Raw genomic sequence first — 24962 nt, 5'->3', positions numbered from 1 at the left:
GAATGTCCTAAAACATTTGACAAACAGGAACGAAGTTGGTAAATTTTAATGTAGAATTAGCACTCAGGAAGAACGAGTGCTAACAGAGGTGATCCATGAGATGTTAACTGATCGTCAATTGTTTTTGCTGCAATTATTGGTTAATGACTATGTTGTCTCTGCAGAGCCGGTCGGTTCGCGATCCATTGCTAAGAGGGAAGATGTCACATTCAGCCCGGCAACGATCAGAAACGAACTGGCAGATCTGGAAGAGATGGGTTATCTTGAGAAAACACATCTCTCCTCCGGGAGAGTGCCGTCGGAAAAGGGTTATCGTTTTTATGTTGATCATTTGTTGTCGCCGGTCTTGCTTTCCGATGACGAGCTTGGAAATATACGTCATGCCTATCATGAGAGACTTTCCGAGACCGAGGAACTGATTCGTGTGACGGCTAAGATTCTTTCCGAATTCACGAATTACACGGCGATCATGCTTGGTCCCGAACTTTTGGAAATGAAGCTGAAACACATTCAGATGGTTAAGCTCAATCAGAATCAAGCTGTTCTGATTATCGTAACCGATACCGGCCATGTGGAAAATCGAGTCGTTGCAATCCCCAAATCAATCAATGCGGATGATATTGAAAAAATAGTCAATATTTTGAATGACAAGCTGAACATGGTGCCGCTATATCAACTCCAAAGCCGTTTGAATGCTGAGATTTCCGGTGTGCTTCGCGAGCATGTTCGTGATTACAAGCGCGTCATGACTTTGTTGAATAACAGTCTTACGATTAGTGATCCGGAGCAGATTTTTTATAGCGGAAAAAACAATATGCTGGCTCAGCCGGAATTTCAGGATGTTGATAAAATCATACCGCTTCTAGACGTGCTTGAAGGAAAAGAGCTCATTCGCGAATTAATGAGTATGCCGTCCAATGGCTTGCATATTCGCATAGGACGCGAGAATAAACTGAATGGCATTGAGGACTGCAGCTTGATTACGACTACCTATTCGGTCGGAGGCGAGCACCTAGGAACGGTCGCGGTGATCGGCCCGAAACGAATGGCATATCCGCGTGTTATCACACTGATTGACATGGTTTCCAAATTGCTGACCGAGAATCTTAATAAACAAGAGCGGCATGATCGCTAGTTCTTTCATTACTTTCAGGAGGTGAGCCTATGACAGAGCAGGCAAATAAAGAAACAAACAAAACAAACGAAGAAACAGAAGAAATGAAAAAAAAGCAGACTGAGGGTGAAACCGCCGAAGCTGCGGCGGCCAATTCCGCAGGTGATCCGAAAAGTGCTGACGCCGAGAGTACTGACAAAGCCACTCCGGATACTGATGTGCTCTTGAAGAAAATTGCTGAGCAGACAGCGGAAATTGATAAGCTGAAAAAGCAAGCAGACGAAGCGACGAATCAGCGGCTCAGAACGCAAGCAGACTTTGATAATTTTCGTAAACGCACGAGCAAAGAAAAAGCAGATGCACGCAAGTTCAGGGCTCAGGAACTTGTCTCTGATATGCTTGAGACGCTTGATAATTTTCAACGTGCACTTGCAGTCGAAGCTGTGTCTGAAGATGCTCAGGCTTTAAAAAAGGGAATGGAAATGGTTTTGTCGAAATTGGAAAGCGCGCTTAAAAAAGAAGGCGTTGAAGAAATTCCTTCTTTGCATCACCCGTTTGATCCCAACGTACATCAAGCAGTGATGCAGGAAGAAAGCGGCGAGCATGAATCAGGCACAGTTATACAGGTGCTTCAAGCGGGCTATACACTTAATGGCCGAGTGATACGTCCGGCAATGGTGAAGGTCAGCTCTTGATTTAGACGGTTCAAACTTAATGTTTTTTAAATATTAGGAGGAAATGAACATGAGTAAAATTATTGGTATTGACTTAGGAACAACAAACTCTTGTGTGGCAGTTATGGAAGGCGGCGAACCGGTCGTTATTCCTAACCCGGAAGGTGCGCGTACTACTCCTTCTGCCGTTGCTTTTAAGAATGGCGAACGTCAGGTCGGTGAAGTGGCAAAACGCCAAGCAGTAACCAACCCGAATACGATTCTTTCGATCAAACGTCATATGGGTACGGACTATAAGGTTGAGGCGGAAGGTAAAAAATATACACCGCAGGAAATCTCAGCAATTATTCTTCAAAAATTGAAATCAGACGCTGAGGCATATCTTGGCGAAAAAGTAGAAAAGGCAGTTATCACGGTACCGGCTTACTTTAATGACGCTCAACGTCAGGCAACTAAAGATGCCGGTAAGATTGCCGGACTCGAAGTTCTGAGAATTATCAACGAACCAACGGCAGCATCGCTTGCTTATGGTCTTGACAAAGGCGAAGATCAGACGATTCTTGTTTTCGACCTTGGCGGTGGTACGTTTGACGTATCCATTCTTGAACTAGGCGACGGCATTTTCGAAGTTAAAGCAACTGCCGGAAACAACAGACTTGGCGGCGACGATTTCGACGAACGCATTATCAATTATTTAGTCAGTGAATTTAAGAAGGAAACCGGTATTGACCTCTCCGGTGATAAAATGGCGCTGCAACGTTTGAAAGATGCGTCTGAAAAAGCAAAGAAAGAGCTTTCCGGTGTTTCACAGGCTCAAATCTCACTGCCATTTATCTCTGCTGACGCAACCGGTCCGAAACACTTGGAAATGAATCTCTCACGTGCGAAATTCGATGAATTGACTGCAGACCTCGTTGAATCGACGATGGGTCCTGTTCGTCAGGCATTGTCCGACGCAGATATGACGATGGACGATATTCACAAAATCGTTCTCGTCGGTGGATCAACTCGTATTCCTGCTGTTCAAGCAGCAATCAAGAACCTGACAGGCAAGGAACCAAGCAAGGGTGTAAACCCTGACGAGGTTGTTGCCGTCGGAGCGGCAATTCAAGGCGGCGTTCTCACCGGCGATGTTAAGGATGTCGTACTGCTTGACGTTACTCCGCTTTCACTTGGTATTGAAACAATGGGCGGTGTGTTCACGAAATTGATCGATCGCAACACAACGATTCCGACAAGCAAATCGCAAGTGTTCTCAACGGCAGCGGACAACCAGACGGCCGTGGACATCCATGTGCTTCAAGGTGAACGCCAGATGGCCGCGGATAATAAAACGCTTGGACGTTTCCAATTGACTGATATTCCGCCGGCTCCACGCGGCATTCCGCAGATTGAAGTAACGTTCGAAATTGATGCAAACGGTATTGTAAATGTTAAAGCAAAAGACAAAGGTACGAATAAGGAACAATCCATCACGATTCAATCGTCTTCAGGTCTAAGTGACGAAGAAATTGATAAGATGGTTAAGGATGCTGAAGCAAATGCCGATGCAGATAAGCAGCGTAAAGAGGAAGTTGATCTCCGTAATGAAGCAGACCAATTAATTTTTGCAACGGAAAAGACACTGAAAGACCTTGGCGATAAGGTTGATGCTTCTGAGAAATCAAAAGCAGAGGCAGCTAAGGATAAGCTGAAAAAAGCATTGGACGGCAAAGATAATGAAGCGATCAAGGCTGCAAAAGATGAACTGAATGAAATCGTTCAACAGCTCTCAGTTAAGTTGTACCAACAGGCACAGCAAGCACAACAAGCTCAAGGTGCTCAAGGCTCAGCTAGCGGTAAAAAGGACGACGACAATGTTGTTGATGCTGACTACAAAGAAGTCGATGATGAGGACAAAGACAAGAACAAAAAGAACTGATCAGTCATACGCTAGTTATTGATCTGTTCAACGGAGCGCTTTGCAGCTTCCATGATTAAGCCTGAAAGCAATTTTTTGTGAGAAAGTCGAAGTCGGACATGGTTTCTGGCTTTGGCTTTTTCTTGCTTAAGCAGTCAAGCGAATGATATGATAAACTCTATGTGAAATCATTTCGGGAGTGATTTGATGAGTAAGCGGGATTATTACGAAATCCTAGGCGTAAATAAAGACGCCTCGAAGGATGAAATTAAAAAAGCGTTTCGAAAACTGGCACGAAAATACCATCCCGATGTAAATAAAGATGCGGATGCGCCGGAAAAATTTAAAGAGGTCACAAAGGCCTACGAGACTTTAAGTGACCCTCAAAAAAGAGCGCAGTATGATCAATTTGGCGAGGCAGACCCGAATCAAGGAGGCTTTGGCGGAGCTCAAGGGTTCAGCGGTGCCGACTTTGGCGGGTTCGGCGATATTTTTGATCAAATTTTTAATGGCGGCGGTTCGAGACGCCGTGATCCTAATGCTCCGCGTCAGGGATCGGATCTGCAATACGAAATGTCGATTACCTTCGAAGAGGCCGCGTTCGGCAAAACTACCGATATCCGGATACCGAAGGAAGAAACATGTACGACTTGTCACGGAACCGGTGCGAAGCCGGGTACTAAGCCGGCACAATGTTCTCATTGTCACGGTACCGGGCAATTGAATCAGGAACAGAATACACCGTTTGGACGTATTGTGAATCGCCGCGTTTGTCCGTACTGCCACGGCACCGGCAAGATTATTAAGAATCCATGCGGAACTTGTGCAGGCACAGGCAAGATGAAAGTGAACAAAAAGATCGAAGTCAAGATTCCTGCGGGTATTGACGACGGCCAGCAGATTCGTTTATCCGGTCATGGTGAACCAGGAGTGAACGGAGGACCGTCAGGAGATCTGTACATTGTATTCAGTGTCAAGCCGCATAAATATTACCAACGAGCCGGTGATGATGTCTTATTGGATGTTCCTTTGAATTTTGCCCAAGCAGCACTTGGCGATGAAATCGAAGTACCGACTCTGTATGGAAACGTGAAGCTGCGTATTCCTGCAGGAACTCAGACCGGCACTAAATTTCGCCTGAGAGGCAAGGGAATCAAGAATGTCAGAGGCTATGGTCAAGGCGATGAACATGTCACCGTTAAGGTTGTCACACCGAAGCATCTGTCCACTGAAGAAAAAGCAGTTTTCAAGAAACTTGCTGAACTTAGTGGAAATAAATTAAGTGAAGATGATGAAGGCATCCTTGGCAAGATGAAAAAAGTATTTAAGGCTGATTGATCACTCTTTTTAAGCAATGAATAAAAAATGAAACATCTACAAGGAGCGAATCCACTTACGCGATGAGATGGTCGGAAATTTGTATTCATACAACTGAAGAAGCGATCGAGCCGGTGACTAATGTTCTCTATGAAGCCGGCGCAGGCGGTGTCGTTATTGAAGATTCTCAGGATCTGCAAAAAACATTTCAATCCGATGACGGTGCGGAATATTCACTTGATCCCGCTGACTATCCGATTGAAGGCGTAAACGTAAAAGCGTATTTGCCTGTCAACAGCTTTCTTGGAGAAACGGTTGAAGAAATTAAGCAATCGCTGAACAACCTTCTTTTGTATGATATCGACATGGGTGATGGGCGTCTTACGTTCAGCGAGCATAATGAGGAAGAGTGGGCAACCGCTTGGAAAAAGTATTATAAACCGGTGCGTGTAGGTGAACATTTTTATATCGCTCCTACATGGGAAGAATTTCAACCGGATGATCCGAATCGAAAGGTGATTGAGCTTGACCCCGGAATGGCATTCGGTACAGGGACACATCCGACAACCGTGCTCTGTATTGAGGCACTTGAAAAATATTTGTCTGAACATGCCGAGGTGCTTGATGTCGGAACCGGCACCGGTGTATTGTCCATTGCGGCGGCAAAGTTGGGGGCAGCGAGGGTCACTGCAGTGGATTTGGATCAAGTAGCTGTTCAATCTGCCAAAATTAATGTCAAATTGAATAAAGTTCAAGATGTTGTTTCGGTCAGCCGCAACAACCTTTCTGACAATGTCGAAGGCAAGTATACCATTGTTGTTGCCAATCTTCTTGCCGAACTTGTGATCCGGTTGGCAGAAGGCGGAGTCGCAAATCTATTGCAAAAAGATGGCAAACTTATTGCTTCAGGCATCATCAGACCGAAAAAAGATCAAGTGGAAGAAGCACTTATTAAATCCGGATTGCGCGTGATCGAAGAATTGGACTCCGGTGACTGGGTTGCTCTCGTCGCTGAGAAGGCGAATTGAAATGCAGCGTTACTTTATTCCTGAGGATCATTTTACTGAAAATAAAGTTGTCATTACCGGTGATGATGCTCGTCATATTCAAAAGGTGATGCGCATGAAGCCTTCTGATCCGCTTATTTGTGCCAATAACAAAGGGGAAGCTTATCTTTGTTCTATTGAGAGCACTGACGAAGGACAGGTCTGCGCAATCATTAAGCAAAAAATGACGAACAATCCTGAGCTTCCCATTCAGGTGACCGTTGCTCAAGGCATACCCAAGGCCGATAAATTTGATACAATCATTCAAAAGGGGACGGAATGCGGCGCCTCCCTTTTTATCCCTTTTCAAGCCCAGCGATCAATAGCGCTTTGGAAAAAAGATAAAAAGGACAAAAAACGGCTTCGTCTGGAGAAAATCAGCAAGGAAGCCGCAGAACAATCGCATCGCCTGTATATTCCTAAGCTGAGCGAACCAATGGGCCTTGATCAATTGATCGCCCTTGGGACCTCCTACCCCTTTAAAATGGTTGCTTTTGAGGAGACGGCTAAATCCGGTGCACAGGCTGGATTTCCCACTCTATTGAAAAAGATGAGTAAAGGTGACCGACTGCTGGCAGTTATCGGCCCGGAAGGCGGTATTACTGTCGATGAGGCAAAGAAACTTGAAGATCATGGCTTTTTACTTTGCGGACTTGGTCCAAGAATATTGAGAACCGAGACGGCAGCAATCTATCTGTTGTCAGCAATTTCCTATCATTTTGAATTACTAAATTGTGAGGTGGATGATTAAAAATGCCCTCTGTTGCTTTTCACACTTTAGGATGCAAAGTCAATCATTACGAAACCGAAGCGATCTGGCAGCTTTTTAAGAAGAGCGGCTATGATCGTGCTGAATTTGAAAGACATGCAGATGTTTATGTCATTAATACATGCACGGTAACAAATACGGGCGACCAAAAAAGCCGACAGACGATTCGTCGTGCCATTCGCAACAATCCGGATGCTGTTATTTGCGTGACGGGCTGTTATGCTCAGACCTCACCTGCTGAAGTTATGTCTATACCCGGAGTAGATATTGTTGTCGGTACGCAAGACCGTAATCGCTTGCTTGGGTTCGTTGATCAGTACCGAAAAGATCGGGAACCGATTAACGGTGTAAGTGATATTATGAAAGCGAAAATTTACGAAGAATTGGATGTTCCTGAGTTTACGGATCGAACACGGGCATCACTGAAGATTCAAGAAGGATGCAATAACTTTTGCACATTTTGCGTGATTCCTTGGGCACGTGGACTTTTACGCTCCCGCGAACCTGAGAATGTGTTGAAGCAGGCACAGCAGCTGGTCGACGCCGGCTATAAGGAAATTGTTCTGACCGGAATACATACGGCAGGCTATGGCGAAGACATGGACAATTACAATTTCGCGCAGCTGCTGCGTGATTTAGAGAAGAATGTGCGCGGGTTGAAGCGTTTGAGAATCTCTTCAATTGAAGCCAGTCAAATTACTGATGAAGTGATCGATGTTGTGGGCAAATCAAAGATTCTGGCCAGACATCTTCATATTCCGCTTCAAGCAGGTTCGGACAGTGTGCTCGAGCGCATGCACCGCAAATACAAAACAGGTTTTTTTGCGGAGAAAATTGCGCGCTTGCGTGAAGCACTGCCTGATTTTGCTCTGACGTCGGATGTCATTGTCGGTTTTCCGGGAGAGACAGATGAAGAGTTTCAGGAAACCTATGATTTCATTCGGGATCTTCATTTCTCAGAACTCCATGTTTTTCCATATTCGCAGAGAACGGGTACGCCGGCAGCAGGCATGCCGGATCAAGTCCCTGATGAAGTCAAGCATGATCGTGTTAACCGCTTGATTGAATTGTCAACCAAACTTTCAGCGGACTATGCAGAAAAGTATCTTAATCAAGTGCTGGAAGTCATTCCGGAGGAACCCTTGAATCACCGCGAACCTGATGGTTATTTTGTAGGATTTACTGATAACTATCTAAAAGTGAAATTTAAATATCCATCTAAGGATATTGTCGGAAAATTGGTCCGTGTTAAGCTCATAAAAACAGGCTATCCAATAAATGAAGGTGTATATGTGCGCATTGCGGAAAATGAACCCTCAGAAGCAATGGGTTTAAGCTGACTTTTAAGCACATCTATTTACCTGCTGTAATCAAAACTTGCCAATCGGCAGGTTTTTTTCTTACAAGAAAAGAAAGTATATCGTTCTTCCTTGCTGGTACGATGATCAACGTCATAGGATACGGGTGGGCGATCAGGCAAGCAAGCACCCAATCTGAGAAATAGACGGAAAAATTCTGCTTATTTTACTCGTTAACTTAATGAAGGACCAAAATAATTTATGAAAATAGAACGGTCTTTTCAAGCACAAGGTTAATGATCAAAAACAATATTTGCAAAGGAGCTTTCAATAAAGGAGCTTTCGCTAAATACGCATGCGTCCTGTATGCAACGCGAAAGCCATCACGTCCTGTGAAAGTAAGGACCGGGCGCTTTTGCGCGGTTTTCTTATAATCGGGTGCGCTCCACCCAGCGACCGAACGGACCTGCCAGAGGCACAGCAATAAAACCAGTGATTAGGTTGAAAAGAACGGAGGCGTGAGCGAGGGCTGCTCGTCCGGTGCCGCCGATCATCATGGAATAGTCGGACATAAAGTGAATGAACGGAAAGAAGACGATAACGCTCAGGACATTGAAAAGAATATGAGTATATGCGGTCCATCGTCCTTCCCTTCCGGTTCCGAGACTTGCAATATAAGTTGTGAGACATGTGCCTACATTCGAGCCGAGCATGATTGCAATTGCAGCAGGAAGTGACAAAATATTGTGGTCTAAAAAGCCCATGCAAACAAGCAGGGTTGCGGAACTGGATTGTATGATCGCCGAAAATAGTGTGCCGACAATGACTGCGTAAATCATACTCTCGTTGGCATCGACAAGTAGATCGCGAATAAACGGCGATTGAACAAGAGTTTCAGATAAAGAACTGAAGCCGTTCATTGATGCAAACAGACAGCCGATGCCGAATAGGAAGGATCCAATCGAAAAAAAGCGGCGAAACGGCAGACACATGGTGAGCAATCCTGCTCCTAAAAAAACATAATGAATGGAACCAACAGGCAAAGCAGCAATTTCTCCGGTCAAGGTTGTGCCGATATTGGCGCCAAGAATAATACCGACACTTTGCGAAAAGCGCATCGCCTGTGCGCCGATTAAGCCGACAGTAATGATTGTCACGGCAGAGCTGCTCTGCAGCAGCATAGACGCAAATGTGCCGATCACAAGCCCCTTTAATGGCGTACTTGCGGCACGCTCAAGTGTTCGACGCATTCGGTTTCCTACCAATGCATGCATTCCGCCTGTCATGACACCCATACCGAATAAAAAAAGTAAAATATATAAAATAAAAAGAATAACCTGCTGATCCACGGTCGATCACCTCGTCCTATTGTATGGACAAGGGTAATCAGGAATGACAAAAAAATTTCTATGCAAAATAATTGACCTGAAAAAAGAATTGCTGGTTAGACCGACTGGCAAAAATAAATGAACAGCCTCAATTATTGATTAGATCAATGTATAATTTTAGAGAAGTATGGAAAAAACGCTTTCCTAAATTTGATAATTTGTTTTTTATCGTATATAATGGCAATTGACATAAAAGATGTCAGTTGAGTTGTTTTCGTTTTTGGAGGGAGGGAAACAAAGATGGTCGAGACAAGAGTTCGGAAGAATGAATCGATTGAAGATGCGCTGCGACGCTTTAAACGGTCGGTCTCTAAATCCGGTACATTAGCAGAAGTTAAGAAACGGAGAAATTACGAGAAACCAAGTGTTAAGCGTAAGAAGAAATCTGAGGCTGCGCGTAAAAAACGCCGCAGATATTAAGAGATTTGTTCAACAAAGGGAATTTGCTTATAAATGATTGCGATTTTCCCTGCGATTTGGACACTATCGAAAAAGGAGCACTACAAATGAGCCTTGTTGATCGTTTGACTACAGATATGAAACAAGCGATGAAAGCGAGGGAGAAAGCTCGTCTCTCGGTTATTCGCATGATCAAGACATCGCTGCAGAACGAATCGATCAAGCTTGGTAAACCATTGTCCGATGACGAGGCACTGGCGGTTCTGGCCCGAGAACTTAAGCAGAGGAAAGACTCCCTCCAAGAGTTTAAGAATGCAGGGCGACAGGATCTAGTTGATGAAGTCACCAATGAAATTGCAATTGTCCAATCTTATATGCCTGAACAGCTTTCTGAAGAGAAAGTTGCGGCGATTATAGATGAAACAATTTCGGAAGTCGGCGCTGCCTCCAAGGCAGATATCGGCAAAGTGATGAAAGCAGTCATGCCGAAAGTCAAAGGCCGGGCGGATGGCAGCATGATCAATAAAATCGTGCGCAGTAAATTAAGTTAAAAGAAAAAAGGAAGCTCTGTTTGTTAAAAATGCAAACAGAGCTTTGTTTACATAAGCTCTTCTTTTTTGAAGCGCTTTGTATGGTGAACACAGGTAAAGACTGGCTGTGCCAGATTATGAATAGTTAGGGGATGAGTACATGCAATTAGATGCTTCAACAGTTGGGATATTAATTATTGCGGCACTTATCATTATCGCGATTGTCATTCTTTTCACTTTTGTACCGGTGATGCTGTGGATCTCGGCTTTGTCATCAGGGGTTCGTATCAGCATCTTTACATTGATCGGTATGAGGCTGAGGCGAGTTGTTCCAAGACGCGTCATCGATCCGCTGATCAAAGCGACCAAAGCAGGCCTTGATTTGCATACCAATCAACTGGAAAGTCATTATCTAGCCGGCGGCAACGTTGACCGTGTCGTCAACGCACTGATTGCTGCACATCGTGCGAATATTGCGCTTACCTTTGAACGTGCGGCGGCAATTGATCTGGCCGGACGAAATGTTCTTGAAGCGGTGCAGATGAGCGTCAACCCAAAAGTTATCGAAACACCGTATATTGCCGGCGTCGCCATTAACGGTATTGAAGTTAAAGTCAAGGCGCGAATTACCGTTCGTGCCAATATTGACCGTCTAGTCGGCGGTGCAGGCGAGGAAACGGTTGTTGCCCGTGTCGGCGAAGGCGTTGTCAGCACAATTGGTGCATCACATACTCATAAAGACGTTTTAAAAAATCCGGATACGATTTCAAAGACCGTGCTTGAAAAGGGTCTTGACGCAGGAACTGCTTTTGAAATTTTATCAATCGATATTGCCGATGTTGATGTCGGCAAGAATATTGGTGCTTTTCTGCAGACCGAACAAGCTGAAGCAGACAAAAACATTGCCCAAGCAAAGGCTGAAGAACGTCGCGCGATGGCTGTTGCCAATGAACAGGAAATGCGCGCGCGTGTCGAAGAGATGCGTGCTAAAGTTGTTGAGGCTGAGTCTGAGGTACCGCTTGCCATGGCATCTGCGCTAAAATCGGGAAAATTAGGCGTCATGGATTACATGAATTACAATAATATCAAAGCAGATACGGAAATGCGTCACTCGTTTGGCAAAGAGAACAACAGCGACAATACATCAGGCGATGAGTATAAGTAACCGTTGCGATTCGTAAAGGAGGCGAGGCAATGGTTTGGGTTATCGGACTCGTCATATTGTTAGTTTTTTATGTAGCGAAGTCTGTTGAAAAGCAAAATGCTGAAGAACAAAAACGTCGTCAGGAACGCGGAAGGTCAGGAACTGCACGGCCTCAGGTTCAACGGACCGTACGACAACGTTCTGAACCCGGCAGAACAGCACAGCGGAAATCTGATTCGGTAACTGAACAGGCATCTGCTGATATTCCCGCAGAAAATGAATTCATGAAGCAATATTATGAAACTAAGAAACGCATCGACCAGTCTTCTAGCAAAAAAGCAGCAGGCGGGATGCGAGATACACCGAGAACTTCTATATCTGGAAATTCTGGAACGGGATGGAGCCGGAATCAAGATGCGCTGCGCCAAGCCTTTATTTTTTCAGAATGCATTGGGAAACCGCGAGCCGTTCAACCGCATCCTTTTTTTGTGAAAAAACGAATACGTTAACCCATAACGATAAGATCCGCAGCCGAAATGGCTGACGGATCTTTTTAGTTATACAAGCTAAGAAAATATAAAGATCAAAAAAATAATATAAGGCGTAGCCAGGTCACACTCTCATCAGACTTTCTCGGCAATTTGGCAGATTCATAGTGCTAGCCGCCATTCTTTGCTCATAAGGTTGTAAAGAGGTGGAGAGAGATCATGAGAAAATGGAGCGCTCAGTTTAAAAAATGGTTTGCCGAAGTGTCCGACATTCCTGAAGATGTTGTATTGGGTGTGCCTCGTCTAACCTTAATCGGCCAGTTCCGTCTCTCCATAGAAAACTACGAAAGTGTTCTCGCGTTTTCAAAAACTGAACTGAGACTCGCACTGAGCAAAGGCGAGCTTCATATTGCGGGTGATGATTTTGTTCTGGAGACTATTTTAGAGAAAGAAATCGTTCTTCAAGGACAGGTGAATGATGTTCGATTTGTGGATAACTGAAGGGAGGCTGGCAGGTTGAAGCATACTTTTCATCGTGCAGAGGGCTATTTAAAAGCAGAGATCATTGGTAAAGATCCCGAAAAATTTATCCGCCTATGTATGCGCGAACACGTGAAAATATGGCATATTGTGCGCAAAAATGAGACAACCCTCATTTGTTTTATAGAACTTGCCGACTCGAATACTTTAAAGAAGTGGCTCAAGGCCTCGGATTGCCGAATTCGTATTCTTAGAAAAGCAGGCCTGCCCTTTTTTATGAAGAAAATAAAGCTGCGGTTGGGAATTACAGTGGGTTTTATATTCTTTATTCTGCTGCTGCTCATCCTTTCGAACATGGTGTGGTCGATCCGAATTGACGGCGCAGATGTTAAATTGGAGACGCAAATCCGCAGCATTCTGAAACAGAATCATTTATATGAGGGATCACTTGACCTGTTTATTCCAGATACCGGTCATCTTGAAAGCGCCTTGTCGACAAAATTGACTAAAGTGACATGGATCGGCGTTTCAAAGGAGGGTACCACCTATAAGGTCAGCGTTGTACAAAAGAAATATCCGAAGCCGAAATCGGTTGCAGGGCCAAGAAATCTTGTCGCAACCAAGCAAGCGGTTGTTCAGCGTTTATTTGTTGAAACCGGACAACCTGTTGTTGAAAGCGACCAATTTGTGAAAAAAGGCCAAGTATTAGTCAGCGGCAAGATTGGAAATGAGAAATTCTCTCGATTTGTTTCCGCAAAAGGAAAAGTAGTCGGGGAAACTTGGTATCATTCAGAAGCACAAATTCCGCTTGTCAGCCATTATACGCTTTATTCCGGCAACGTTTATTTTAAATATAAAGTAAAGATGTGGCAGGCACAGATACCGCTATGGGGAATCAAGTCTAAGCCCTTCAAGCAGTACGATCGTGAAACCACTAAAAAGCCGATTCGTTTTCTGATCTGGAAGACCCCCTTTGCGTTTATTCGGGAAGACTACAGACAAAAGAAGACAGTCGAACGTAAACTAACGCAGAAACAGGCAATCAAGGATGCTATTGAGTCTTCCGATAAAAAATTACTGGACAGCCTTCCAAAAGAATCGAAAATAATAACTTCTGCAGTCGATTATAAAAAAGTCGTGAATAACAGTCTTTATATCCGAACGCACCAAGTCGTGAATGAGAACATTGCCGAATCTAAAGCAATTGATGTAAAAAAAGAGACGAAAAAAATGAAGCAGAAAACGGATTGACAAACGTGCATCCGTTTTTCTTTTGCGAGCCTTCGGAGATGTACATCAAAACGGATTGGAATTTAAACATCGAGATATGGTAAAATGATGGAAACGCTACTGATTTTTGAGGAGGACACATAGAGCTTGCCAGAACGCCATTTATATAAAATTACACTGGATTTTGAAAATGGAAACGAAGCGCTGATGCTTTTCGGACCAGGAGATGCACATTTAAAAATAATTGAACAGACACTTGGTATTTCAATTGTAACGCGAGGCGGATCAGTTAGTGTCTCAGCAGAGAGCGAGGCAGATGCACGTAAAGTTGAACAAGTGCTGAGTGCGCTTCTGAGCCTGATAAGAAGAGGAATCTCCATTACAGGGCGAGATGCGGTCTATGCGCTCAAAATGGCTGATAACGGCCAGTTGGAAGCCTTTGGCGGCTTATATGAGAATGAAATCACGACCAACAGCAAAGGAAAACCTATTCGTGTCAAAACACTTGGTCAAAAGCAATATGTTGAGGCAATCAGAAAACACGACATGGTGTTTGCTATTGGTCCAGCAGGAACAGGAAAAACATATTTGGCGGTCGTTATGGCGGTGACCGCAATGAAAGCGGGAAAAATCAAACGTCTCGTTTTAACAAGGCCGGCAGTGGAAGCCGGAGAAAGTCTTGGATTCCTTCCCGGAGATTTAAAAGAGAAGGTCGATCCGTATCTGCGGCCTCTGTACGATGCGCTTCACGACGTGCTGGGTTCGGAACACACACTCCGCTTAATTGAACGTGGGACAATTGAAGTAGCACCGCTTGCTTATATGCGAGGGCGGACCTTGGAAGATGCCTATGTCATCTTGGATGAGGCACAGAATACAACTCAGGAGCAAATGAAAATGTTCCTGACACGTCTTGGATTCGGCTCGAAAATGATTATTACAGGTGATGTGACCCAAGTGGACCTACCGAAGGGAAAAAAGTCAGGACTGAAGACGGCTAAAGAATTACTGGAACATGTCGATGGTATATCTTTTATTAATTTAAATCGCACTGATGTTGTAAGGCATCCGCTTGTGCAAAAAATTATTGAAGCATATGGCGACTGACTGTTGAAAGGACGTCTGATTCGCAATTGAGAAAGGCTCGTCCGGTTTGTTTGCCGGCTAAGCAGTGGAAACAAGTTGCGGAGGCGCAGCAATGACATCACAAATCCAATTCAAACAAAAAATAAAACGATTTGCTCTAACGTATCTAGCTGATTGGAGTATTCTGCTCATTGTCGGTCTCATTTTGTACGGGCTGATGATCGGCAGTGTCCTGCCCAAAAATCCGAATGTGAAGCTTCATGAAATAGCAACCACCGATATACAGTCGCCAATTGATACAGTAGATACTCAAGCAACGCATGCGAAACGGCAGGAAGCGATCGGATCAACACCGTCCGCCTACGCTTATAATAAAAATCTCGGGCTTATGCAGGTTGAAAAAGTCGGCGATCTGTTTGACACAATTGCGTCAGTAAAAAAGGAGCAAAAGATATCTGCTGATTCGGATCAGGATCAGATCAATACAGCGATTAAAATGATATCGGAACGTCTTTCAGATTCAGCTGATTCCCATTTATCAGACAATACACTGACTGCTCTGCTTACGGCATCGGACCATAATCTGCAAATTGCTGAGGATATTGCAAGCACCGGTATCTATGAAGCAATGAACGATAAAGTCGGTTGGAATGATCTGGAACGTGTTCAGGACAAAGCATCGGCCTCCTTGCCGTCCTCGGTATTGAACGACAGTATACGAGGTGCTTTGAACGATGTGCTGCATTCTTACATCACGGCTAATTATTCTTTTGATGCTAACGCGACAAAACAGAATAAACAGGAAGCTGCAAGAAACGTTGACAACGTGGTGATTCACCAAGGCGAGGTTATCGTAAAAAAGGGTGAACTGATTACAAATGATATGATACGTCAGCTTAAGCTGGTCGGCTTGCTTGATGATCATTTTAATATCATTCCTTTTGTCGGACTTCTCCTTTTCACCGGCTTTATTATGTTTATTTTTTGGTTCGAATATTATCGTTTTAAAGAGAAGCATCCGCAGTATTCAGTGAAATTTTTATATATCTATGCAATCATTTTTTCAGGAGCTGCCGCGCTCATAAAGCTTTGCAGCTATCTTAAACTCACCAATTTAACGGGGATCAGCTTTCTTGTGCCACTGGCCATGGCGTCACTGATGATACGAATTCTGCTCAATGAACGAATAGCCATTGTCTCAGGCTTTCTTCTTTCAGTGGTCGGCAGTGTCTTGTTCGGAATCAGTGCAAAGGCAGCAATTTTTGATTCGACATTAGGTATTTATTTATTCTTTTCTTCGCTGGCAGGTGCAATGGTTTTGCGGAAGCGCCAGGCCCGCCCGAAAATTATCCAAACCGGCGGGCTCATAGCCCTCGTGAATGTGCTCGTTGTTCTTTCATTATTAATGTTCCAAAACACACCGTTCTCACCGCTAAACACCGGCCTCAGCCTTGGTTTTGCTGCATTATCTGGTTTTCTATCGGCAATCCTTACGAATGGTTTGATGCCTCTATTTGAAACAGGATTCAGCATTCTCTCGCCGATTCGTTTGATCGAGTTGTCAAATCCGAATCATCCGCTGCTCAGAAAGATATTGATTGAAGCACCGGGAACTTATCATCACAGTCTCATGGTAGCTAATTTAGCGGAACGTGCGTGCGAAGTCATTGGAGCAAATGGTTTGCTTGCCCGTGTTGCAGCGTATTATCATGATGTAGGCAAAACGAAACGGCCGAAATTTTTCGTTGAAAATCAGATGGACGGGGTCAATCCCCATGACAAAATTTCGCCGCAACTCAGCCGCACGATTATTATTTCTCATCCCTATGATGGGGCTGATATTTTGCGCCAATATCGTATGCCAAAAGAAATCATCGACATTGCTGAGCAGCATCACGGAACCACTTTGCTGAAATATTTTTATGTGAAAGCGCAGGAACAAAGTGATAAGCCGATAGATGAAAGTGAATTTCGATATCCGGGTCCTAAAGTACAGACGAAGGAAGCTGCAGTTGTCGAACTTGCCGACAGTATAGAGGCTGCTGTTCGTGCCATGAAAAAACCAAATCCGGTTAAGGTAAACAATCTTGTGAAAAGCATTTTTAATGATCGATTGAGCGACGGTCAGTTTGATGAATGCAAAATTACATTGAAAGAGCTGAAAAGTGTGGAGAAATCGATCGATGAAACACTGAGAGGTGTTTACCATTCCCGTATTGAATATCCCAAAGACCTCAAAATGAAAAAGGTGAACACAAAATGACAATGACAATTGATATGCATGATGAAACTGGAGAAATTAATGAAAAAGTACAAGAAAGTGTGATCGGTCTTCTTGATCACGCAGCAGATTATTTGGATTTAGAGGGCGAAATTGAGTGTTCGCTCACGTTTGTTGATAATGAACGAATTCAGGTTATTAACCGCGACTATCGCGGAATTGACCGTCCAACCGATGTGATCTCATTTGCACTTGAAGAAATGGGAGAGGATGAGGTGCCGATTCTGCCTGAAGAAGGAGAACCAAGAGTACTTGGAGATATTATTATTTCGGTTGAGCGCACTCATGAACAGGCAGCTGAATATAATCATTCATTTGAACGTGAACTTGGCTTTCTCGTGATTCATGGCTTGCTTCACTTACTCGGCTATGATCATCAAACTAAGGAACAGGAGAAAGAAATGTTTGGCATTCAGGAAACTATTCTCTCCTCGTTCGGATTAAGCAGGAATTAAGATGAACGGCCATCATCCTCGGAGACACAAACATCTTGTTGAGAGTTTTAAGGATGCAATATCCGGTTTCATTCTTGCATTTGTGCAGGAACGGAATATTCATATTCAGATTTTCGCTGCGGTTGCTGTTGTTATCTTTTCGATCATCATTCATGTGTCGCCAATTGAATTAATGATTGTGTTTCTCTTAATTGGCGGAGTGATCAGCCTGGAGCTTGTTAACACGGCTATTGAGCGGGTTGTCGACTTGGTTACGCAAGAGCAGCATCCGATGGCTAAGGCTGCTAAGGACGCGGCAGCCGCTGCTGTCTGGTGGTTCTCGGTTGTTTCAGTAGCCGTATTTATCGTTATTGTTGTGAATAAGTTAACGTAAAAATAATAGGAGTGTGTAAATAGATGGATGACAAAAAGCTTGTTTCACTTGCCCGCGGGGCGATGCAAATGGCTTATGTGCCATATTCTCATTATCAAGTTGGCGCCGCTCTGCTCACAAAATCGGGTAGAGTGTTTACTGGATGCAATATTGAAAATGCTGCATATTCGGTATGCAATTGCGCCGAACGAACAGCAATCTTTAAAGCATTTTCAGAGGGGGAACATGATTATACGGCTATTGCAGTGATTGCTGAAAGTCGCCGCCCTGTGCCTCCGTGCGGCGCGTGCAGACAAGTCATGAGTGAATTGTGTCCAGCTGACATGCGTGTTATTTTGGCGAACACAGAAGGTATTACAGAAATCACCACGGTTGCTCAGCTGCTGCCAGGTGCATTCGTATCGGAGGACATGAAATGAGTAAGGTATTTAAATCAGGATTTGCAGCCATTGTCGGTCGGCCGAACGTAGGGAAATCAACCTTGCTGAACCGTGTACTCGGACAGAAAATTGCAATTATGAGTGATAAAGCGCAGACAACACGAAATAAGATTCACGGTATTTACACGACCGATGACGAGCAAGTTGTATTTATCGACACACCGGGTATACATAAACCGAAGCACAAGCTTGGACAGATGATGACCTCGCTTGCACTTGCTACATTGAATGAAGTAGATCTTGTACTATTTCTTATTGATGCTGAGCAAGGCTATGGGCGAGGCGATCAGTTTATTATTGATTTTTTGAAAAAGACAGATGCACCTGTATTTCTAATTGTCAATAAAATTGATAAAGTGCACCCGGACGAGTTGCTGCCCCTTATTGATCGTTATTGTCAGCTCTATTCTTTTAAAGAAATTATACCGATCTCAGCGCTTCAAGGCCAAAATGTCACAACACTCATGGATCAAATCAGCCATTATCTTCCAGAAGGTCCAAAGTATTATCCCGATGATCAGGTTACCGATCATCCGGAACGTTTTATTGTCGCGGAATTAATACGTGAGAAGATTCTGCATCTGACCCGTGATGAAGTGCCGCATGCCATCGCTGTTGTCATTGACAAAATGAAAGTGGATGAGAAGCGGCATCTTACAGAAATTCAAGCAACAATTATGGTTGAACGATCTTCTCAAAAAGGGATTATTATTGGAAGGTCAGGCAGTATGCTAAAGGAAATCGGAACGTTGGCACGTAAGGAGATTGAAGCCTTAATTGGATCCAAAGTTTTCCTGGAGCTGTGGGTAAAGGTGGATAAGAATTGGCGCGATAAAGAAGAGGAACTCAAGAACTTCGGCTACACAATTCAAGATGATTAATGGGTACCCACTCATCCATAACTTAATTGACAATCATTTCTTCACATGTTTCTGCGCTTTTCGTCCACGCTATTAGTGAGGAGAAAAGATGGGAAGGATGAGAAACATGTTGGATCTCAGTTGGAAGTTATTTTGTATGACAGGAACGATTGGATCTTACCTTTTGATTAAAGAAATAGAAAAGGACAAAGGCGAAGAGCAAACTCAGCCGGACTGCAGGATGGATGAAATGAAGGAACATGCCGGGGCTTAAGCAGGCAATCGGCCAGTAATAGGGAAGATGTGATCACGATGATGTCCAAAGCGGAAGGCATTATCATTCGTACTACCGATTATGGAGAAACCAATAAAATAGTAACGCTATACACAAAAGAGTTCGGCAAAATCGGGTTAATGGCGAGAGGAGCCAAAAAACCGAAAAATCCGCTTTCCGCGGTGAGTCAAGTTCTCTTCTACGGCCTCTGCCTTTTTAGTAAAAGCAGAGGCCTTGGCGTGCTTTATCAAGCTGAAACGCTGAATCCGTTCCGATCAATAAGAGAGAATATTGAGAAGATGGGACATGCTGCAGTGATTTTAGAACTCACAGACCGGCTCACAGAAGACGGCCGCCCTTCACAAGGCCATTATCATCTACTGCGTGATACACTACTTCTGATGGAAAAAGGTACTGATCCCGCTGTGCTGTCATCGATGTATGCATTGAAAATGATGCCTCTTGCCGGAATTGATCCTGAGTTAGGGCGTTGCATACATTGCGGCAATAAAAAAGAACATTATCTTTTTTCTATTTCTGAAGGCGGTTTTCTGTGTGCAGATTGTGCGAAATTGGATGAATACGCTCTTGTTATGAGCCGGACCGTTCAAAAATTATTGCCGTTAATACGCGCCGTGCCTCTCGACAGATTAGGAAAAGTCTCTTTAAAAGCAAAAACTATTGGCGAGATCGTATCAATCATATATGCTTATTATGAGCAAAACGCAGGCATTAAACTTCGTTCGAGACGTTTTATCGAACAATTATCTAAATTTGACCAGATGAATGATTAACGATTAAACAGAGGTTCGAAAACAATTGGGGAGGGGACTGTTTTGGATCTATCTGATCGACAACATAAAATTATAGACATTGTCAAAAATCAGGCACCAATTACTGGAGAACAAATTGCAGAACATTTAAAAGTAACACGTGCAACGCTTAGACCGGATTTGGCTATTCTTACGATGTCCGGATTTCTTGAAGCACGTCCGAGAGTAGGTTACTTTTACACAGGCCAAACGTCAGAAACCATTCTTTCTGAAGAAATTGCCAAGCTTAAAGTCAAGGATTTTTATTCCTCCCCCGTTGTCATAACTGAAAATGCATCTGCATACAGAGCAGTGTGTGAGATGTTTGTTGAGGACGTCGGATCATTGTTTGTGGTTAATGATGACGGATTATTAGCAGGGGTCCTATCAAGAAAGGATTTACTGAGAACTGCAATTGGTTCGCAGGACATGAATCAGGTTCCGGTCAGTGTCATTATGTCGCGAATGCCGAACATTGCCTACTGTAAACATACCGATACAGTCTTGGATGTTGCTTTGCTGCTGATTACGAAAGAAATTGATGCTGTTCCTGTTGTGCGTCCAAAAGCGAATGGATTTGAGGTTATCGGCCGCATGACGAAAACAAATATCACAAAGGCTTTTGTAAGCCTTGCGAATAATGGCAATCTCAAAAAATAAATAAAAAAAACTCGCCGATTGGCGGGCTAAATTTTTGACGCCGGTTCATGTTTAAACTTTCTTTTTGAAGATTAAATGCTGTTTCGTTACACTATCCTCACTCAATTTTTGCCGCGTGAGGAAGAATTAATTACATAGTTATTCAAGGTTTTCTGAGCAATTGATTAATAGTCCGCCGCCTTGTCTATTATAATGAAATTTATTAATAAGAAAAAAAGAAAATGGTTTTCTCTGTCTTAATAATCAAATTTAGTTTATAATAATATCTTGTTGTCCTCTACTTTATTCGACAATTTGTGACATTATTTAAAAAATAAAAACATAAAAGTACATGCAGGATTTTTGGCAGGAAATAGAGAATGCTTAATATGATGAAAAAAATCATGTTATTTGTCGATGCAGATGCATGTCCTGTAAAAAAAGAAACAATAATGATTGCGCGCTCGTTTGGTTTGGAACCCGTTTTTGTCGCTTCCTATGCCAGTTATTCACTGGACAGGGAGGGAACATGGGTATTTGTCGATCAAGAAAAGGAAGCTGCCGATCTATATATTGTGAATCATGTATCTGCTAATGATGTTGTCATAACCCAAGATATGGGGCTTGCCGGATTGCTTACCAAACGCCGTGTTTTTGTTCTGAACATACGCGGTCTATTGATTGATGAGCGCAACGTGAATATGCTGCTTGAACGCAGGTATCAGGCATATCAAGCATTAAATGCCGGAAAAAAAGTGAGGGGACCTCGACCATTTACGAGTCAAAACCGGAAATATTTTTCCGAAGCTTTAACAAAACTGTTATGCCAACTCGATCATTAGGATATAAATAAGTAAGAATGCTGGTGGTGCATGCCTTTTGCAACTTCAGGAACATGTAATTGAAAAGATTAGGAAATCTCTGGATATTGTTGATGTAATTGGCAGCTATGTGCAGTTAAAAAAGCAAGGAACGAATTATACCGGTCTTTGCCCATTCCATTCTGAACGTACACCTTCTTTTTCCGTATCGCCGGATAAGCAGCTTTATCACTGTTTCGGGTGCGGAGCCGGAGGCAATTTGTTCACATTCATTATGGAAATCGAAGGTATGTCTTTCTCGGAAGCCGCCCAATCTCTTGCGGATCGTGCGAATATTGATTTAGGGCCCTCTTTTGCGAAAAATGATCGTCCGAATCCAAACGATCAAAAGAAGAAACAAATCACCGAAGGATTGGAACTGTTAACAAAATTTTATCATTATTTACTTACAACTGCAAAGTATGGCTCGCCGGGAATTAAATATCTTAAGGAACGTGGATTTACGTCTGAAATGATCGAACGATTCCGTATTGGCTACGCAGTTGAAAGTTGGGATGCTGTTACGAAACTGCTTCAGAAGAGAGGCATCCGCCTTGAATTGATGGAGCATGTTGGTTTGATTAAGAAACGCGGTTTCGACAACAAATATTTTGATCGGTTTCGAAACCGAATTATTTTTCCGATTTTCAATATGAGAGGCAAAACGGTTGCCTTTGGTGGGCGGACACTCGGAGAGGATAAACCCAAATATTTGAATTCGCCTGAATCTGATGTCTTTCATAAAGGCAATATACTTTATGGCTATCATTTGGCTAGGCAGGAAATTCGTAAAAACAGTCTGGCAGTGCTTCTTGAAGGCTATGTTGATGTTGTGCGCGCACATCAAGCAGGGGTAACCTGCAGCGTTGCATCGATGGGGACTTCTCTAACGGAGGCACAAGCAGCGGCACTGACGCGAATGGCTGATACAATCATTATCTGCTATGACTCAGATACTGCAGGTATTGAAGCCAGCTTTCGAGCAGCCGAGATGCTTCAGAAAAATGGTAAAGTCATAAAAATAGCGACGATGCCGGAAGGTATGGACCCCGATGACTACATTCGCAAGTTTGGCGGCGATCGATTTAAAAGTGATGTAATAGGGGCAAGTCAAACACTGATGACTTTCAAAATGAACTATCTCCGGAGAAAAAGGAATCTAAGTGATGAAGGAGATCGCCTCCTCTATATTGAAGATGTATTGAGAGAATTGACTGCTCAGCATCGTGCAGTCGAACGCGATCACTATCTTAGATTGCTTTCGGAGGAATTTTCAATTTCTCTTGATTCCTTGAAAAAACAGCTGCACCAGATGAGCGTCATGGTACAAAGGCGGGAAAAGAAAATTGCGCATACCGCACCGCTTGTCCGGAGCAATCGGATCCCACCTGCCTATGAGATGGCGGAGCGAAGACTGCTCGCAAGAATGATGAGAAGCAGGGAGATTTCCGATCAAGTTCAGGATACAATAGGCGGTTCTTTTACCAATGATATCCATCAAGCCCTGGCTGCGTATCTTTATGCTTACTATGCACAAGGAAATCCACCGGATGAAGGACTTTTTTTGCAAAAGCTGGAAGATCCGGCGCTGCAACGCAAGGTTACGGAGCTGTCCTTGATGCCGATGAGTGATCAGGTGGATGAGAGGGAAATTGAAGATTGTATTCGTCAAGTCATCAGGCATTCTAAATCGTCACTGGTTGCGGATAAGGAAGAGCAGAGAAAAAAAGCCGAGCAAAGCGGAAATTATGAACTTGCTGCCCGGTTGCTGTCCGAGATGATCAGTGTGAAGAAAAAGTTAGGCCATTATCAAGCGGAAGATGATTAGGATTTGGAAGGAGGGGGTCAAATGGCTGGAAAAGTCAGCAAGACGGATCAAGAATTAACAGTGGACCAGGAGAAAGAACAACTACTTGAACTTGGCAAAAAAAGAGGTTCTCTCACCTACCAGGAAATCACGACCCGACTTGCTCCATTTGATCAGGAACCGGAACAAATGGATGAATTTTATGAGGCTCTTGCCGATCAAGGTATTGATGTCTCGGATGAATCTGAAGGACCGGCTTCCGGTGAAAAGCATAAAGAAGAGGAATTTGATCTGAACGATCTCAGCGTTCCCCCGGGTGTCAAAATTAACGACCCCGTTAGAATGTATCTAAAAGAAATCGGGCGTGTTGATCTTTTGTCTGCGGATGAGGAGATTACGCTGGCAAAACGTATCAATGACGGCGACGAAAGCGCAAAGCGGAGACTAGCTGAAGCAAATCTTCGACTTGTAGTCAGTATTGCAAAACGCTATGTCGGCCGAGGAATGCTTTTTCTCGATCTTATTCAAGAAGGCAATATGGGCTTAATGAAAGCCGTTGAAAAATTTGATTATACAAAGGGTTTTAAATTCAGTACGTATGCTACATGGTGGATTCGTCAAGCAATTACTCGGGCGATCGCTGATCAAGCGCGAACCATTCGTATTCCGGTGCATATGGTGGAAACCATTAATAAACTGATTCGGGTTCAGAGGCAGCAGCTTCAGGATCTGGGGCGCGAACCAACACCTGAAGAAATTGGCAAAGAAATGGAACTGTCACCGGATAAAGTGCGAGAAATTTTGAAAATTGCGCAGGAGCCGGTTTCGCTTGAAACGCCGATCGGCGAAGAAGACGACTCGCATTTAGGTGATTTTATTGAAGACCAGGATGCGAAAGCACCTTCTGACGCGGCTGCTTATGAGCTGTTAAAAGAACAATTAGAAGACGTTCTCGATACACTCACAGATCGCGAGGAAAATGTACTGCGGCTGCGATTCGGTCTTGATGACGGACGAACACGGACATTGGAAGAAGTCGGCAAGGTGTTCGGAGTCACAAGGGAACGTATCCGTCAGATCGAAGCTAAAGCATTGCGCAAGCTCCGCCATCCAAGCAGAAGCAAACAATTGAAGGATTTTCTTGACTGAGCGGTTGCTCCCATCGGGGGGCATTTTTTTTAAGCCTAGATCACGAATTTCAACGATCTCTTTGTCATTTATTTTAAAGAGTTTAACAGGAAGATGCAAATAGTAATTGGATTAATTTGGAAAAGGTAGCGGTTAAATATACCTTTTTC

General features: G+C 43.7%; 26 protein-coding genes. 25 read left to right on the top strand and 1 reads right to left on the bottom strand.

Annotated elements, in window-relative coordinates:
• Positions 1 to 100: 100 nt before the first annotated feature.
• The 7 genes from hrcA (at position 101) to mtaB (ending at position 8160) form a co-directional block, all read left to right on the top strand.
• On the top strand, positions 101 to 1135 hold the full coding sequence (gene hrcA, locus AC6F33_RS10740) for a heat-inducible transcriptional repressor HrcA (protein WP_480948357.1): 1035 nt from the start codon (positions 101 to 103) through the stop codon (positions 1133 to 1135).
• 29 nt (positions 1136 to 1164) lie between these two features.
• On the top strand, positions 1165 to 1809 hold the full coding sequence (grpE, locus tag AC6F33_RS10735) for a nucleotide exchange factor GrpE (RefSeq protein ID WP_255745432.1): 645 nt from the start codon (positions 1165 to 1167) through the stop codon (positions 1807 to 1809).
• Positions 1810 to 1858: 49 nt separating this feature from the next.
• The gene (dnaK, locus tag AC6F33_RS10730) at positions 1859 to 3709 is read left to right on the top strand and encodes a molecular chaperone DnaK (protein WP_255745430.1); all 1851 of its coding nucleotides are present in this window, start codon (positions 1859 to 1861) and stop codon (positions 3707 to 3709) included.
• A 186-nt stretch (positions 3710 to 3895) separates the two neighbouring features.
• Entirely contained in the window at positions 3896 to 5026 is a 1131-nt protein-coding gene (gene dnaJ, locus AC6F33_RS10725; RefSeq protein ID WP_255745428.1) for a molecular chaperone DnaJ, read from the top strand.
• Between the two features lie 62 nt (positions 5027 to 5088).
• Entirely contained in the window at positions 5089 to 6033 is a 945-nt protein-coding gene (gene prmA / locus AC6F33_RS10720; RefSeq protein WP_480948354.1) for a 50S ribosomal protein L11 methyltransferase, read from the top strand.
• 1 nt (position 6034) lies between these two features.
• Complete coding sequence (locus AC6F33_RS10715) at positions 6035 to 6802, top strand: 16S rRNA (uracil(1498)-N(3))-methyltransferase (protein WP_255745426.1); 768 nt, start codon at positions 6035 to 6037, stop codon at positions 6800 to 6802.
• A 2-nt stretch (positions 6803 to 6804) separates the two neighbouring features.
• On the top strand, positions 6805 to 8160 hold the full coding sequence (gene mtaB / locus AC6F33_RS10710; RefSeq protein WP_255745424.1) for a tRNA (N(6)-L-threonylcarbamoyladenosine(37)-C(2))-methylthiotransferase MtaB: 1356 nt from the start codon (positions 6805 to 6807) through the stop codon (positions 8158 to 8160).
• Between the two features lie 386 nt (positions 8161 to 8546).
• Here the strand turns inward: mtaB and AC6F33_RS10705 are convergent, their stop codons facing one another.
• Entirely contained in the window at positions 8547 to 9467 is a 921-nt protein-coding gene (locus tag AC6F33_RS10705) for a Na/Pi symporter (RefSeq protein WP_255745422.1), read from the bottom strand.
• 279 nt (positions 9468 to 9746) lie between these two features.
• Here AC6F33_RS10705 and rpsU point away from each other — a divergent pair, with 279 nt between their 5' ends.
• The 18 genes from rpsU to rpoD all read left to right on the top strand — a co-directional run bounded on the left by rpsU (position 9747) and on the right by rpoD (position 24813).
• Positions 9747 to 9926, top strand: a complete 180-nt coding sequence (gene rpsU, locus AC6F33_RS10700; protein ID WP_010025726.1) for a 30S ribosomal protein S21 — start codon at positions 9747 to 9749, stop codon at positions 9924 to 9926.
• Between the two features lie 86 nt (positions 9927 to 10012).
• Positions 10013 to 10456 (top strand): GatB/YqeY domain-containing protein, encoded by a 444-nt coding sequence (locus AC6F33_RS10695; RefSeq protein ID WP_255745420.1) that lies wholly within the window; start codon positions 10013 to 10015, stop codon positions 10454 to 10456.
• Positions 10457 to 10595: 139 nt separating this feature from the next.
• Positions 10596 to 11600 carry a flotillin-like protein FloA gene (floA, locus tag AC6F33_RS10690; RefSeq protein ID WP_255745419.1) on the top strand — a complete coding sequence of 335 codons (1005 nt, stop codon included), beginning with the start codon at positions 10596 to 10598 and terminating at the stop codon, positions 11598 to 11600.
• A 29-nt stretch (positions 11601 to 11629) separates the two neighbouring features.
• The gene (locus tag AC6F33_RS10685; RefSeq protein WP_500777083.1) at positions 11630 to 12088 is read left to right on the top strand and encodes a hypothetical protein; all 459 of its coding nucleotides are present in this window, start codon (positions 11630 to 11632) and stop codon (positions 12086 to 12088) included.
• Positions 12089 to 12286: 198 nt separating this feature from the next.
• Positions 12287 to 12568 (top strand): sporulation protein YqfC, encoded by a 282-nt coding sequence (gene yqfC / locus AC6F33_RS10680; protein WP_255745416.1) that lies wholly within the window; start codon positions 12287 to 12289, stop codon positions 12566 to 12568.
• A gap of 15 nt (positions 12569 to 12583) precedes the next feature.
• Positions 12584 to 13798 carry a sporulation protein YqfD gene (gene yqfD / locus AC6F33_RS10675; RefSeq protein ID WP_500777082.1) on the top strand — a complete coding sequence of 405 codons (1215 nt, stop codon included), beginning with the start codon at positions 12584 to 12586 and terminating at the stop codon, positions 13796 to 13798.
• A 126-nt stretch (positions 13799 to 13924) separates the two neighbouring features.
• Positions 13925 to 14884 (top strand): PhoH family protein, encoded by a 960-nt coding sequence (locus AC6F33_RS10670; protein ID WP_255745414.1) that lies wholly within the window; start codon positions 13925 to 13927, stop codon positions 14882 to 14884.
• Positions 14885 to 14975: 91 nt separating this feature from the next.
• Positions 14976 to 17126, top strand: a complete 2151-nt coding sequence (locus AC6F33_RS10665; RefSeq protein WP_255745412.1) for an HD family phosphohydrolase — start codon at positions 14976 to 14978, stop codon at positions 17124 to 17126.
• Positions 17123 to 17599, top strand: a complete 477-nt coding sequence (gene ybeY / locus AC6F33_RS10660) for an rRNA maturation RNase YbeY (protein WP_255745411.1) — start codon at positions 17123 to 17125, stop codon at positions 17597 to 17599. The genes AC6F33_RS10665 and ybeY overlap by 4 nt, the downstream gene beginning before the upstream one ends.
• A gap of 1 nt (position 17600) precedes the next feature.
• Positions 17601 to 17972: a diacylglycerol kinase family protein gene (locus tag AC6F33_RS10655; protein ID WP_255745410.1), complete on the top strand. Its 372-nt coding sequence runs from the start codon at positions 17601 to 17603 to the stop codon at positions 17970 to 17972.
• Positions 17973 to 17995: 23 nt separating this feature from the next.
• A complete protein-coding gene (locus AC6F33_RS10650; RefSeq protein WP_255745408.1) occupies positions 17996 to 18391 on the top strand; it encodes a cytidine deaminase in 396 nt (131 codons plus the stop codon).
• Entirely contained in the window at positions 18388 to 19293 is a 906-nt protein-coding gene (gene era, locus AC6F33_RS10645) for a GTPase Era (RefSeq protein ID WP_500777081.1), read from the top strand. The genes AC6F33_RS10650 and era overlap by 4 nt, the downstream gene beginning before the upstream one ends.
• Before the next feature lie 106 nt (positions 19294 to 19399).
• Complete coding sequence (locus AC6F33_RS10640; RefSeq protein ID WP_255745404.1) at positions 19400 to 19546, top strand: YqzL family protein; 147 nt, start codon at positions 19400 to 19402, stop codon at positions 19544 to 19546.
• Positions 19547 to 19584: 38 nt separating this feature from the next.
• Positions 19585 to 20340, top strand: coding sequence for a DNA repair protein RecO (gene recO, locus AC6F33_RS10635; RefSeq protein WP_255745402.1), 756 nt, complete (start codon positions 19585 to 19587; stop codon positions 20338 to 20340).
• 42 nt (positions 20341 to 20382) lie between these two features.
• Complete coding sequence (ccpN, locus tag AC6F33_RS10630) at positions 20383 to 21018, top strand: transcriptional regulator CcpN (RefSeq protein ID WP_500777080.1); 636 nt, start codon at positions 20383 to 20385, stop codon at positions 21016 to 21018.
• 368 nt (positions 21019 to 21386) lie between these two features.
• The gene (locus tag AC6F33_RS10625) at positions 21387 to 21839 is read left to right on the top strand and encodes a YaiI/YqxD family protein (RefSeq protein ID WP_500777079.1); all 453 of its coding nucleotides are present in this window, start codon (positions 21387 to 21389) and stop codon (positions 21837 to 21839) included.
• A 37-nt stretch (positions 21840 to 21876) separates the two neighbouring features.
• Positions 21877 to 23685: a DNA primase gene (gene dnaG, locus AC6F33_RS10620; protein ID WP_255745396.1), complete on the top strand. Its 1809-nt coding sequence runs from the start codon at positions 21877 to 21879 to the stop codon at positions 23683 to 23685.
• Positions 23686 to 23706: 21 nt separating this feature from the next.
• Positions 23707 to 24813 carry an RNA polymerase sigma factor RpoD gene (gene rpoD, locus AC6F33_RS10615; protein WP_255745394.1) on the top strand — a complete coding sequence of 369 codons (1107 nt, stop codon included), beginning with the start codon at positions 23707 to 23709 and terminating at the stop codon, positions 24811 to 24813.
• Positions 24814 to 24962 lie beyond the last annotated feature (149 nt).

It is taken from the genome of Sporolactobacillus sp. BBK16-2, from assembly GCF_059878335.1.
Note: the sequence above shows the minus strand (reverse complement) of the source record. Positions and strands in the feature narration are given on the sequence as shown.

Excerpts from the sequence above, each read along its gene's own strand:
- hrcA (WP_480948357.1), top strand. The coding sequence starts at position 101 with ATGTTAACTGATCGTCAATTGTTTTTGCTGCAATTATTGGTTAATGAC.
- grpE (WP_255745432.1), top strand. The coding sequence starts at position 1,165 with ATGACAGAGCAGGCAAATAAAGAAACAAACAAAACAAACGAAGAAACA.
- dnaK (WP_255745430.1), top strand. The coding sequence starts at position 1,859 with ATGAGTAAAATTATTGGTATTGACTTAGGAACAACAAACTCTTGTGTG.
- dnaJ (WP_255745428.1), top strand. The coding sequence starts at position 3,896 with ATGAGTAAGCGGGATTATTACGAAATCCTAGGCGTAAATAAAGACGCC.
- prmA (WP_480948354.1), top strand. The coding sequence starts at position 5,089 with ATGAGATGGTCGGAAATTTGTATTCATACAACTGAAGAAGCGATCGAG.
- AC6F33_RS10715 (WP_255745426.1), top strand. The coding sequence starts at position 6,035 with ATGCAGCGTTACTTTATTCCTGAGGATCATTTTACTGAAAATAAAGTT.
- mtaB (WP_255745424.1), top strand. The coding sequence starts at position 6,805 with ATGCCCTCTGTTGCTTTTCACACTTTAGGATGCAAAGTCAATCATTAC.
- rpsU (WP_010025726.1), top strand. The coding sequence starts at position 9,747 with ATGGTCGAGACAAGAGTTCGGAAGAATGAATCGATTGAAGATGCGCTG.
- AC6F33_RS10695 (WP_255745420.1), top strand. The coding sequence starts at position 10,013 with ATGAGCCTTGTTGATCGTTTGACTACAGATATGAAACAAGCGATGAAA.
- floA (WP_255745419.1), top strand. The coding sequence starts at position 10,596 with ATGCAATTAGATGCTTCAACAGTTGGGATATTAATTATTGCGGCACTT.
- AC6F33_RS10685 (WP_500777083.1), top strand. The coding sequence starts at position 11,630 with ATGGTTTGGGTTATCGGACTCGTCATATTGTTAGTTTTTTATGTAGCG.
- yqfC (WP_255745416.1), top strand. The coding sequence starts at position 12,287 with ATGAGAAAATGGAGCGCTCAGTTTAAAAAATGGTTTGCCGAAGTGTCC.
- AC6F33_RS10665 (WP_255745412.1), top strand. The coding sequence starts at position 14,976 with ATGACATCACAAATCCAATTCAAACAAAAAATAAAACGATTTGCTCTA.
- ybeY (WP_255745411.1), top strand. The coding sequence starts at position 17,123 with ATGACAATGACAATTGATATGCATGATGAAACTGGAGAAATTAATGAA.
- AC6F33_RS10655 (WP_255745410.1), top strand. The coding sequence starts at position 17,601 with ATGAACGGCCATCATCCTCGGAGACACAAACATCTTGTTGAGAGTTTT.
- AC6F33_RS10650 (WP_255745408.1), top strand. The coding sequence starts at position 17,996 with ATGGATGACAAAAAGCTTGTTTCACTTGCCCGCGGGGCGATGCAAATG.
- era (WP_500777081.1), top strand. The coding sequence starts at position 18,388 with ATGAGTAAGGTATTTAAATCAGGATTTGCAGCCATTGTCGGTCGGCCG.
- AC6F33_RS10640 (WP_255745404.1), top strand. The coding sequence starts at position 19,400 with ATGTTGGATCTCAGTTGGAAGTTATTTTGTATGACAGGAACGATTGGA.
- recO (WP_255745402.1), top strand. The coding sequence starts at position 19,585 with ATGATGTCCAAAGCGGAAGGCATTATCATTCGTACTACCGATTATGGA.
- AC6F33_RS10625 (WP_500777079.1), top strand. The coding sequence starts at position 21,387 with ATGATGAAAAAAATCATGTTATTTGTCGATGCAGATGCATGTCCTGTA.
- rpoD (WP_255745394.1), top strand. The coding sequence starts at position 23,707 with ATGGCTGGAAAAGTCAGCAAGACGGATCAAGAATTAACAGTGGACCAG.